Annotated in this window: 11 protein-coding genes; all 11 read left to right on the top strand. The window is 54.7% G+C overall.

The annotated features are described in order from the left end of the window. Positions 1-339: 339 nt before the first annotated feature. Positions 340-873, top strand: a complete 534-nt coding sequence (locus tag WBM93_RS12755; protein ID WP_424432244.1) for an RNA polymerase sigma factor — start codon at positions 340-342, stop codon at positions 871-873. A gap of 20 nt (positions 874-893) precedes the next feature. Beyond that, on the top strand, positions 894-1,850 hold the full coding sequence (locus WBM93_RS12760) for a FecR family protein (RefSeq protein WP_424432245.1): 957 nt from the start codon (positions 894-896) through the stop codon (positions 1,848-1,850). Positions 1,851-1,915: 65 nt separating this feature from the next. Next, positions 1,916-2,131 carry a hypothetical protein gene (locus WBM93_RS12765; protein ID WP_424432246.1) on the top strand — a complete coding sequence of 72 codons (216 nt, stop codon included), beginning with the start codon at positions 1,916-1,918 and terminating at the stop codon, positions 2,129-2,131. 136 nt (positions 2,132-2,267) lie between these two features. Then, entirely contained in the window at positions 2,268-4,622 is a 2,355-nt protein-coding gene (locus tag WBM93_RS12770; protein ID WP_424432247.1) for a TonB-dependent receptor domain-containing protein, read from the top strand. Between the two features lie 137 nt (positions 4,623-4,759). Beyond that, entirely contained in the window at positions 4,760-6,142 is a 1,383-nt protein-coding gene (locus WBM93_RS12775; protein WP_424432248.1) for a vanadium-dependent haloperoxidase, read from the top strand. A 5-nt stretch (positions 6,143-6,147) separates the two neighbouring features. Next, positions 6,148-7,185, top strand: a complete 1,038-nt coding sequence (locus tag WBM93_RS12780; RefSeq protein WP_424432249.1) for a hypothetical protein — start codon at positions 6,148-6,150, stop codon at positions 7,183-7,185. Positions 7,186-7,455: 270 nt separating this feature from the next. Beyond that, positions 7,456-7,848, top strand: a complete 393-nt coding sequence (locus WBM93_RS12785; protein ID WP_424432250.1) for a hypothetical protein — start codon at positions 7,456-7,458, stop codon at positions 7,846-7,848. A 42-nt stretch (positions 7,849-7,890) separates the two neighbouring features. Further along, positions 7,891-8,913: a YHYH protein gene (locus WBM93_RS12790; RefSeq protein ID WP_424432251.1), complete on the top strand. Its 1,023-nt coding sequence runs from the start codon at positions 7,891-7,893 to the stop codon at positions 8,911-8,913. 436 nt (positions 8,914-9,349) lie between these two features. After that, the gene (locus WBM93_RS12795; RefSeq protein WP_424432252.1) at positions 9,350-10,213 is read left to right on the top strand and encodes a YHYH protein; all 864 of its coding nucleotides are present in this window, start codon (positions 9,350-9,352) and stop codon (positions 10,211-10,213) included. Continuing rightward, the gene (locus WBM93_RS12800; protein ID WP_424432253.1) at positions 10,210-10,851 is read left to right on the top strand and encodes a hypothetical protein; all 642 of its coding nucleotides are present in this window, start codon (positions 10,210-10,212) and stop codon (positions 10,849-10,851) included. Before WBM93_RS12795 ends, WBM93_RS12800 begins: the two co-directional genes overlap by 4 nt. A gap of 31 nt (positions 10,852-10,882) precedes the next feature. Further along, positions 10,883-11,938: YHYH protein (locus WBM93_RS12805; protein ID WP_424432254.1), on the top strand; the 1,056-nt coding region annotated here is incomplete at its 3' end.

Consider the following 11,938-nt stretch of genomic DNA (forward strand, 5'->3'; position numbering starts at 1 on the left):
GTATTAGGATCCCGAGGAGATGTTTCGATACCAGCAATTTAGGCCCATTATCTCGCGTATTTTACTATGGTTTTGCCTAATGTCCGTCCGCTATCGGCGCCTTGCCAGAGCGCGCTGTAAGGCTGGAAATGGGTGGGAAGCGGACAGGCAGCTTTGAGCAGCAGAAAATGTGAGAACGGACATTCGTTTAGCTTGTGTCGCATTTTTCTCAATTGGAATACCTAAAGAGAAAGACTTCCGATTTGGGGCTAGGTATCACCGCCAAATCATTTGTGCCTGTTTGTAATTTCGATCTCGCATAGTAATATGTCATCAAGATGATTCTCGAAACAATTCCCTTTGCTGCAAAATAAAAGCGGCCTGTCACAGGTTTTTGAAGATAATCGCGCGTTGCTGCTGCGGTTTTTGGCGGCCCGTACCCGGGATATCGGGTTGGCCGAGGATTTGCTGCAGGATGTCTGGATAAAAATAACCACCGGCACCCAGTCCGGTCCGATCGACAATCCATTGGCCTATCTCTACAAAATGTGTGAATATACCGCCCGTGACGCGCATCGATCGGCAACGCGCAAACTGGCGCGGGACACATTATGGTCAGAGGCTGGTTCCGATTTTAGCGCTGAACGCCGCGACAATTTGACGCCGGAGAAAATCGCCATTGAGCGCGATCTGCTCAAGCTGGCATTGTCCGAGCTTGAGAAGCTACCAGACAGGACAAAGGAGATATTCATCGACTGTCGAATCAACGAAATAACGCAAAAGGAAATCGCAAGGCGCCAGAATATCAGTCTCAGCGCGGTCGAGAAGCATCTGCAGCGCGCATATCAGGTGATAAATAAATTTCGCAAAAATAATGATGCGGGTTTGGACTGAGCGTGGCGACTGAATCTCATATGAACGAAAATAATGCCTTTCCAGACAATATCTACGCGGAGGCCGTGCGCTGGCTATTGCGGCAGCGCGATGCGGATATGCCGGACCACGAATGGGCGGATTTTGCCCAATGGCTGGAAACAACGCCGGGGCATTTGGCCGCCTATAACGCCGCGGTCGAGGCAGATGAAGATCTCGGTGCGATTGGTTCCGAACTGGCGGAAATACATGCTGACGATGGAATCGCCGACAATGACAACAAGCCGATTGGGCTGTTTTCGAGATGGCCGGCATTTGGCGCTGTGGCGGCAATGCTGTTGGCCGCCATTATTTTCTGGCCCGGATCGCAATCTCCACAATATGCAACCTTGCAGACCGAATATGGAGAGATTCGCGAGGTTGCGATAAATTCTTCGGTGTCCATGGTTTTGAACGGCAATACGGAACTGGCTTTGGACAAGGATGCAGCCACCGTCCGGATGCTGCGCGGCGAAGCAACTTACAGTGTTGAAAGTCCGAGACCGGGCGCGCTGCGGGTGGAAGTGGATGGCCTGACAATCGTGGATTACGGTACGGTGTTTAACGTTATTCGCGACAATAGCATGCTTCGCGTTGCGGTGACCGAAGGCGCCGTAATGATTGGTCCGGAGCGAGAGAAAATTCTGGTCTCGGCTGGCGAGCAAATCGAGATGCAATTGAACAACCGGTCGTTGACACGCAGCAAAATATCTCAAGACGCCGTGCTGGCCTGGCAAGATCAGCAGCTGGTTTTTGAAAACAGAACCGTCAAGTCTGTCATTGGCGATGTCGAGCGCAATTTTGGCACAAACATCTCGGTTGCAAGCCGATTGTCTGACCGAAAAATTACCGGCGTCATCAGTTTGGCTAGTGACGAAGCAGCGGTGATCAGCGACGTGGCGGCAGTTTTGGGGGAGACAGCCCAAAAAACCGAATCAGGATGGCGCATCGGCGACTAGCGCCTGCATCGATTTATAGATCCTGCAAAACTATCGGTTCGTCTTGGTTTTACATGGAAGTTGACATGCTGACTTTTGCTATCGCTGCCTTTTTCATCCTCACTCTGATCGGAGCGATGCTAATCATCGGGATAATGCTTTTTGGATATCGTTCCAGAATTGCCAAAGTGGTTCGTTCCGGGTTGGGCGAAGAGACTGCCGGTATCGAAGGAAATTTTGGAGCGGCCACATCGCTTGCTGGTCAACGGTCTGGTCAGAAAATGCCAGTATCGTTGATTTGATCAACGTGACGCATAGTGGATTGTGACGAGTTGAATATTGCTTGGCGAGGTTTAACAACCTAAACCCCGGCATCATATGCCTCAGACAACCACTTTTTTCATCATTCAAAAAATATGCGTGACTGTGGCTCTATTGATGGCCCTGGTTCTCGGCCCATGCGATATCGTTCAGGCACAAACCATAATCTCCATCGATATTCCTGCGGGTCGTCTCAGCAGCGCTTTGCGCACCGTGAGCAGGCAGGCAAATATCACCGTTGTCGGGACTAGCCGTGATTTATCCTCCATTCGCACACCGGCCGTAAAGGGGCAGATGATCGCTGCGAGCGCGCTGCGCCGGTTATTAAACGGCACCGACTATCAGGCGCGGCAAATAAACAGCCGGACGTTTCGCATTGAGCGTCGGAATGTAAGACCGCAGCCGGTTCCCAACGTGCCGCCCGCGCGCGCAGAGTCGAGACCCGTTGCCGTGCCCCGCCCGCCACCGCCAGAACCGGTGACGATTGTCGTGACCGCGACGAAACTGGATTACACGCTTCGCGAATATCCCGGCGCTGCCCAGAGCATTTCGCTCATGGGCGTCAGTACAGGAGAAGCTGCTGGCGGGCTGGACAATTTGCTGTCCAAAATACCCGTTACAAGTGGCACGGCTTTGGGGTCGGGCCGGAACAAAATCTTCGTGCGCGGTATTGCCGACAGCAGCTTCAACGGACCGACGCAGTCGACGATCGGACTATATCTGGGCGAACAGCGATTGACCTTTAGTGCGTCAAACCCTGACCTGCGCCTTTATGATATGGAACGTCTGGAAATTCTGGAAGGCCCGCAAGGGACGCTCTACGGTGCCGGCTCCATTGGTGGCGTTCTCAGGATGGCGCCGGCTGTTCCGAATTTGGATGGCATTGCTGCAACTATCTGGGCATCTGGAGTGGCGACCAGCGGCGGCGCGGAGGGTTATGACGTCGCTGCCATGGCAAATGTACCGATAACCGAAACAGCAGCGCTAAGGGCCGTGATATATAGGGGCCAGTCAGGCGGCTATATCGATGACAGTCTGCGCGAGCTTGAAAATATCAACCGGAGCGAGGTTACCGGAGGTCGTCTGGCGCTGCATTCCGAGCTATCATCTGACTGGACTTTGCAAGTGCAGGGTTTCGGGCAAAAAACCGAAGCGCGCGACGGGGACTATATTGACGCGCGGTTCGCCGGTTTGACGCAAAACAACACGATCGCGCAGCCTTTTGGTGCAGAAATCTGGGGTCTGAATGCGACCATGGCCGGTACAATCGGAGATATGCGGCTTGTATCGAGCACCGGGATTGTGAGTCACGATCTTGACACGCGTTATGATTCCGGCGGAGGGCCAAATGCGCCCCCGCTACAGGCCTATGATGAAACCCGCGAAATCGAACTGTTCACGCACGAGACGCGCCTTGCGGATAATCGTGGCGATCCCCTATCATGGTTGATCGGGTTTAGCGCTCTGCGGCATCAGGACGATTACGAGCAGCTGGTCACCAATTTCAATGGCGATGACCCACCACCATTCGCGAATATTGTTTATACAATATCCGAATATGCGCTTTTCGGAGAAGCCAAACATGCGTTCAATGACAGTCTTTCGGTAATGGCCGGCGGTCGTCTGGTATATTCGCAGGGCAATACCGAGCGCAGCTTCGGGGCGACAAATGATGTTGCTTCGGAAACCAATGCGCTGCGGTTCTTGCCAGTCGCCGCGCTTTCCTGGCGTGTTTCGGATGACGTATCTGCCTATATCCGCCACCAGCAAGGATATCGTACCGGCGGGATCACGATCGAGAGAACACCCGGTGGAGATCCGCAAATAGCACGATTTGATCCCGATAAAGTTTATGCATTTGAGACCGGACTTAAGGGTCGGTTAAACACCGGCGCACCCGTGAATTTCAGCTTTGCTATGAGCTACATGAAATGGCGCGACGTACAAGGTGACCTCATTGACAATATCGGATTTCCGATCACCCGGAATATTGGTGATGCGGATATTTTTGGATTGACCATGCAAACCGATACTCAACTGACTGCCAATCTCAGACTTTCCAGCGCTTTCTTTTTAAACCAGTCTCGCGTGATGCGGGTGACGCCCAGAGACGAACTGCTCAGTTCGATGCTGCCGAATATTCCGCCTTATGGGGCGCAGCTCGGCCTGATATATCATTGGGATATCGGCAACAATTCCGAGCTGATTGCCGCTGGCAGTCTTGAATATACCGGGGAGTCCGTTCTCGACATTGATGCAGCACAACAGGTCAGGCAAGGCAATTTTGCAAGCGCTGACCTTTCCCTGATCTGGCGCCAGCCATCCTGGGAAATCGGACTTGAGGCCAATAATATTACGAATACGCGCGGCAACCGGTTTTCATTCGGAAACCCGTTCAAAATCCGTCAGGAAGATCAGCAAACACCCTTGCGGCCCTTCAATATCCGCCTGTCGGCAAAAATTGACCTTTAAAAACGCGCCGAATTAGGCCGGTTTCGATAATTTCCAAAAAAATTTCTAAATTTCTTGTGCGGGTCTCTGACCGCCGTGGCGACGTGTATTTGCAAGGGCACGAAATCAGTCCCCTGACACGAGCAATGGAGTTTAGAATGCAAATGAACAGACGACAATTGCTGGGCACGACGATCACCGCAGCGGCATTTTCCGCATTGCCAGCTTGCTCGACTGCTTCCTTTGGCTCGCGCTCCAGCTATGCCTCCGCAATCATCGAACCAAAAAACCAGAACACCGTTTATCACTGGGTCGACATCGCCATGCAGCAAGTGCGCGATCAGCGCGTGGCTCCGCCGCGTGCAGCTTACGATTTTGCCGGACCAATGGTGGCGGGCTTTGTCGCCGCCAACGCGATTATTGATCGCTATGCTGATCCCTATGGATTTGGCCCTGCGCCCCAAGGCGCTGATCCGGAGGTCGCCTATGGTGTTGCCTTCGCCACCGTTGCCTCGGAATGTTTCCAGCAGCCGTTTCTTTTTGAGCGGGCTAGTTTCAAAAAGCGTTTTCCCGATGGCGAGGCCAAAGATCTTGGCGTCAAGTGGGGTCGTCAGGTGGGTCTGGCGATCAACAAGATGCGTACCCATGATGGTTCCGAACCGCATAAAGCCAACTACTATCTGGGCCGGTATGAACGTCGCAATGATGTTCTCAAATGGACGCCCACCGGTGCGTCGTATAGCGCAGGGCCTGGCCCGGCAGTTGGCAGCTATGATCGCGGACTGTTTCCCGGTCATGGCAAGATCAAGCCATGGACAATGACCAGCGGTTCGCAATTTAGGTCTGCCCCGTTTCTTGACCCGGCCAGCCCCGAATTTGCCGAAGATTTCGATCTGATCCGGAGACTTGGTGGAAAAGACAGCACCATGCGTACCGAGGATCAGTCAGAGATCGCGCTATTTTGGGAAGATGGGCCATGGGGGATCACCCCTCCCGGGCACTTCCTCTATATCGCCATGCAGGTCATGCAGGATCGCGGTTTTGATTTTCTTGATATGGCGCGCAACTTTGCTTTGCTGGGCGCAACCCAGTGCGATGCGTCTATCAATGCGTGGGACAACAAATTCCACCACGATGTGATCCGTCCGGAAACGGCGATTAAATTCCGGTGCAGCAAATTTGGTAGCAACGATCCGCGGATGGTCGAGCAAGCCAATTGGGAAAGCTATATCCCGACACCAAATTTCCCCGGCTATACCTCGGGCCACTCTACTTTCGGAGCTGTCGGCGTCGAGATGACCAAATTGTTGATTGGCACCGATGAAGTTACCTTCAGTCATGAATCGCCAGATCAGGTTCTCTGGCCCTCGCTCAAAGGCAAGGTCCGGCACTGGACCAATCTCGAGCAAGCCGCCGAAGAAAATGGCTGGAGCCGTCTCTATGGCGGCGTCCACTGGAAAGCCGATCATGACGCGGCGGACAGAGCGGGCCGGCAAATCGCCCGCCATGCGCACCAAACGATGTTCCTCCGAAAGGCATAAACCCAATGAAAATACTTAAAATAGCACCGCTCTTCGGATCGGCGGCGGCCCTTGTTGTGCTGATTCCAAACGCCGCTCAGGCGCAGGAAGTCACTCTGAACTATGACGCTCTGTCCTCGCTCGAAGAACCCCTGGCCACGGATATCGGCGGTGTCACCGTCGCGCTTACAGGCCTTGTCGACATACCTTTCGCGCTTGACATTAAAAGCGCTGACGGGGCTGATGATAGCAGCATCGGATTTGTCGGAAATTTCCAGATTAGCGCCGAGACTCAACTCGATAATCGCTGGACTCTGGGGGTCGCCTATTTCGGGCAATATGCCACTGACGCGAACAGCGTTTTCGACGGCGTGGACGACTATAGCGACAATGTTGCGGGTTTTGTCGGCACCAGCTTTGGAACTTTTATCGGCGGCAATACTTCCGGTCAGGTGCGTGAACAGACGCGCCGTTCGCGCGGTGTGGGCAATGCCACGCTTGCCTTTGACAATTTCTACGGCGGTCTTGATGAGTGGGGCGGCGCGTATGTCGGGCGCTTTGGTCCTAGCATATTGTCGGCAGCAGTTGACGAAAATGGTGATTTTGAACTGGGCGCAACGTTTCAGCGCCCGATCGACAAGAATGATATCCGGCTGACCGCAAGAATCGCCGACGGGCGGTATACATCCTCCGACCTGACCACCCGTTTTGACACCAAGGGTGTCGGCCTGGTGGGCGAGATTGTCTATGGCAGCACGCTTTTCGATCTGGGCGGAGGTTACGAACGCATGGAGTCGTCGGTGGTCGATGCTGATCGCTGGTTCCTCTCTGCCGGTGCCCGTACGCAGATCAACAATTTCACGCTCTCGGCAGAAGGCCATTACGGTCAGGTTGACGGTCAATCTGAAAAATCCGCATCGCTGGGCGCAGCTTATGCTCTTGGTCGCGGCCTCTCGCTTAATGCCGGAGTCAATTATCAGGAGGCGAGTATTACTTCCGGCGGAGTTAACATTGTCGACGAGGATGAAATTCAGGGGTTACTTTCTCTCAGGTTCAGTTTCTAGCGTCGGCCTGATGAATACGAGTTACACCGCAGACAAAGCTGGCGTCCCCTACGCCAGCTCGCGGTGAAGGTGCCGCTGCCATGGCCAAAACCGGATCCTCCCCCGAGGGCCTATGCGGCGGCACCACTATTTGCGTCTGATCGTTGTTCGATTGAATCGGAACGGCGTTCAGCAATCGAAAATGAAGGTTGAGTAACAGTTCTGATATTGAGCGGTCGGTTTTCGTCGGGACTCGAGATGATTTGAAAGGTCGGATCCATGCAGTGTGCCATGTTTGTTAGAATTTTCGTCACCGGACTGACCGGCTGTTTCGTCTGCGTCACTGCCAGCGCAGAAACTACCGACCAGATCAATACGCCAGAGCGAATAAATGTCCTCGTAACGTATGGCGAAGACAAATGCCCGGAGGCAGAAGCTGACGAAATTGTTGTCTGCGCGACGAGACCTGAATCAGAGCGTTACCGCATCCCGAAGGAGCTTCGCGAAGTCGCAAAACAGGAGGCGGGTGAACAAAGCTGGAGTTCGGTTGTCGCATCCCATGACGAGGCGGCCAGATCCGGTCGTCCCAACAGTTGTTCCGTCGTTGGAACATTCGGGTTCAGCGGCTGTCAGGCGGCGATCATGCGTCAATGGTTTGATGAACGGAACTACGATGGGAATTGAGATATTGCGTCATGACCATATTATGAATGGAGGAAAAATAGGTTGACCAAATTGGGAAAAAAATTGCCCCTGTGGGCCACATCAAGCCTGTTGGTACTGGCGCTGTCCGGTTGTGGCGGAGATGATAGCAGCGGCACGGATACGAGCATAACGCTGCCCGGAACCTCGACACCCACCCCGTCACCAACACCCAGCCCGACCCCGACGCCTACGGGGGTCACCACTGCCAGCGTCGACTGTCCCTATAGCGGAAGCTATATGGGCGACTACAGCGCGGCCGGAATGTTGACCGCGACATGGAGTTGGGCATGCAGCAGCACGGTCCGCAGCCTTACCGCCAATGGCTTGCCCGATCATGCGGTCGGCACCTTTCCCAACCCTGGCAACCCGAACACGATTTCTGCCCAGACGGTCAGCGGCTCGATGACTTTGACGCCGACGTTGGGGACAGCAAACATCCAGATTGGTGGCCCCGGCGGAGCTTCGGCCTTTGCGCGCAATGGTGTCAAATTTGATCCGGGCACCGGCGGCAGTTGTGCGAGCAGCATAACCGCAACATCTCAATGCAATCTGGGCGGCGGGGTTGATCAGTGGCGCATAGAAGCACTGGGTCAGGATATATTCGATTTTGGCGAAGATATGAACAACGCGCATGTTCAACCTGGCGGTATCTACCACTATCACGGGATGCCCGAAGGCATTTTGACCAATGCAGGCGCTTCCGACAGCAACAAAAAAATGGTGCTGATTGGTTGGGCTGGTGATGGCTATCCGATCTATGGTCGCTTTTGTTATTCCGATGCAATGGATGCAACCACCGCGCTCAAAGTCTGCACGGGCAGCTTTGCCAAAGACACGGTCGCCGATTCCGGGCGGCCTTCAACTGCGCTGGTTCCGCTCGGCGCGTTTTTGTCTGACTGGACATATTCGGCTGGCTCGGGCGACCTCGATGACTGCAATGGCCGCACCGGTGTGACGCCGGAATTTCCGAACGGCATCTATTACTACATGGCCACCGATAGCTATCCGTATATGAGCCGCTGCTTGAAAGGGAATATCAACTAATATGAAACAAGCTCGACAGCTAACGTTTTGGACAACAGTATTTGGCGCAGCGACTGCGCTCACCATATTGGGAGCGTCCCAGATTAGTGCACAGCAAGGCCCGCCTCGCGGGCAAAGAGGCGGAGGTGGAGCTGGCGGCGCGCCAACCGAGGCGATGCTAAAGGCCTGCGTGGCAAAGCAGGCTAATGATGCTTGCTCAGCGCAAGACCGGGACGGCGAAACGGTCACAGGTAGCTGTTTTGCGCCAGAAGGACGTCCGCTTGCTTGTGTCCCAGCCGGAGGACCAGGTGGCAGACCCGGGGGTGGTGGCCCTGGCGGTGCAGGTGGCCCGCCGATGGGAGAGTCCAATAGCGGCTCGCAAATTTCCTCTACGCAGGCATATACGTCGGGCATCCTATGCGACTACTCGGTCAACGCAACAAACCAACAGATTGGGTTGAGCAGCAAGGCAAAATGGTCCTGTGACCGTGGCCAGCGGCTTCTAACCGCCAATGGTGTCCCGGATCATGCAGTCGGCCAGTTTCCCAATCCGGCCAATCCAAACAAAATATCCGAACAAGAGGTGCGTTTTACGGCCACTACATCGCCGGTTACATATTCCGGCCCGGGCGGGCGGGTGAAGGAACCGGTCATGGGTCTCAACGGGATCAAGTTCGATCCGGGAACCGGCGGCAGCTGCAAGGATGATATTACCGATCCGCAGCAATGTCCGCTGGGCCCCGGTTCCGGTGGTCGCTGGAATATCGAGGCGCTCGGACAGGATATATTCGATTTTGGCGAGGATATGAATAACGCCCATGTGCAGCCAACCGGCTCCTATCACTATCACGGCGTGCCGGTGAACATGATGTCCGATGCGGCGAAGGCTGGCAAGGAAATGGCCATGATCGGCTGGGCGGCAGACGGTTTTCCAGTTTATGCGCGTTACGGATATCCCAATCCGGGTGTGATGATGGGCGCGCTTAAAGAGATGCAGCCCAGTTACCGGCTCAAACAGACCCCTGATACGGGACGGCCGTCGGCCGCCATCGTGCCAATGGGCGCGTTTATGCAGGACTGGGAATTTGTCGAAGGACTGGGTGATCTCGACCAGTGCAATGGCCGTTTTGGCGCGACCCCGGATTTCCCGCAGGGCATTTATCATTACTATGCCACTGACGCTTATCCCTATATCCAGCGCTGTGTGAAAGGCTCGATCGACAGCCAACCGGAAGTGCGCCGGCCCGGAGGCCAAGGCGGTGAAGGCCGGGGCAGAGGACGCGGTCGCGGCGAACGCGGCGGCGGGCGGCCACCACAATGATCACTCGAACAGCTCTATTCATTTTCCTGCTGCTGACATCGGCGACGGCTCAAGCACATCTGCTACCCAAGCAGAATGCCACAATGAAGATTGTCGATGACACCGCCAATTTCGTGGTGTCCGTCCCGGCATCGGCTTTGGTGGGTATCGATGACAATGGCGACGGGGAGCTCTCCACGCAGGAAATCCAGACGCATGAAGAGCTGATCAAGCAACAGTTCACCTCCCGCTTCACCGTAACTAACAATGGCACGCCCGGAACCGGTTTCATGCTGATGGTGATGTCGCCGCAAACCGATGGAGACCATCATCATAGCGACTATGTGGTGATACTACACCGCGTCAAATTTGATGAAACCCCGCGTAATCCGGTGGTAAAAACCGACCTGTTCGGGACTCGTGACGGCGAAGGCAGGATGGCACTGCGCGCCACAATGGACGACGCGCAGGAAGTTGCGGTTCTTACCCCGAAAAACAGCGAGCACCGATTTTTCAAACCTGCCAAAGCAAGTTCGAAAGAACCTGTTGACGAAGAAAAAAAACAAACTTCAGGCGGGCATGATCAATGGCTTTTCCTGCTTGCATTGATTCCTGCTTCCGGAGCGATATTATATCTCCGGCGAGCAAAGCGGGTGTGATATCCTGACCGGCAAATGACGGGAGCAAAAAATGATCAAACGAACCCTACCGCTACTAGCATCGCTCGTACTGGCATCGTGCAGTATAGATTCAACAGCACCGTCCGATTTTTCGCCGGACCCGTTGGAAACGCTGTCGGCTGCTGAACGCGAAAGCTACTTGCAGGCGGCTTCAGAATTGTTTGACGGTGCCAATATTGTCGGCGAGCCGTCGTTGGTTGAATGCACATTATCCGAAGGCGCGAAAACAACTTGCTTCTCGATCACCGTGAAGCCGGAGCCGACCAATTATACCCCCGGTCCCTGGTGTCCGCGCAATATCAGTGACGGCCCGGATAAGTCGGGGATATGGCTGAATGAAGGCAAGGTTTATGACGCCGACGGGAAGTTTATCGCGGACCTCAAAAATTTCTACAAAGACGACAAATGGCAGATGTACGATGTCTCCACCGGCAAGATCAACGTGACCGATACCAAAGAAAAATGTGCAGCCGCCGCTCGGCCAGACGTGGACGAAAAATACCAGAACCACTGCGTCGAGTGCCGGCTGGATTACATGCCCGAGAGTAGCAGCGTTACATATGTCATTCCCCTAAGGCCCGTTGCAGCAAATGCCAGCTCGCGGGCACGGGGCGGTGCGGGCGTGGCCATAAACGGCGTCAGGCTCGACGGCCCGGCTCCCACTGACGCGATATTGGCCGCGCATACGCTTGCTCCGTTTGATGATTGCGGCGGGCATGTGAATTTGCACGTTGGCTATCATTATCATGCCGTGACCGATTGCCTCGTCGATAAATCCTCAAAGGTGTCAAACAATAGCGACGCACCGGTGATTGGCTTGGCGATGGATGGATACAAGATCCTCGCCCACAAGCTGAGCAATGGCAATTCGCCAGCTAGCCTCGATAGTTGTCAGGGTCACAGCACTGCGGAATTTGGCTATCATTATCATGCGGGCGCGGCGGGATCTAACCAGATACTCGGTTGTTTAACCGCCCAGCAGGGGTGCTCCTTTGAGGGCGGCGCGCAAAGCTGTGACGCCACCGTCAGGCGCGGACCGCCGGGTGGAGGCGGACCACCGCCTGGT

The organism is Parasphingorhabdus sp. (assembly GCF_049667325.1).
GTDB lineage: Bacteria > Pseudomonadota > Alphaproteobacteria > Sphingomonadales > Sphingomonadaceae > Parasphingorhabdus.

What these genes read in the sequence shown, in the direction of transcription:
- WBM93_RS12770 (WP_424432247.1), top strand. Translation starts at nt 2,268, where the DNA reads ATGGCCCTGGTTCTCGGCCCATGCGATATCGTTCAGGCACAAACCATA.
- WBM93_RS12780 (WP_424432249.1), top strand. Translation starts at nt 6,148, where the DNA reads ATGAAAATACTTAAAATAGCACCGCTCTTCGGATCGGCGGCGGCCCTT.
- WBM93_RS12760 (WP_424432245.1), top strand. Translation starts at nt 894, where the DNA reads ATGAACGAAAATAATGCCTTTCCAGACAATATCTACGCGGAGGCCGTG.
- WBM93_RS12785 (WP_424432250.1), top strand. Translation starts at nt 7,456, where the DNA reads ATGTTTGTTAGAATTTTCGTCACCGGACTGACCGGCTGTTTCGTCTGC.
- WBM93_RS12765 (WP_424432246.1), top strand. Translation starts at nt 1,916, where the DNA reads ATGCTGACTTTTGCTATCGCTGCCTTTTTCATCCTCACTCTGATCGGA.
- WBM93_RS12775 (WP_424432248.1), top strand. Translation starts at nt 4,760, where the DNA reads ATGCAAATGAACAGACGACAATTGCTGGGCACGACGATCACCGCAGCG.
- WBM93_RS12800 (WP_424432253.1), top strand. Translation starts at nt 10,210, where the DNA reads ATGATCACTCGAACAGCTCTATTCATTTTCCTGCTGCTGACATCGGCG.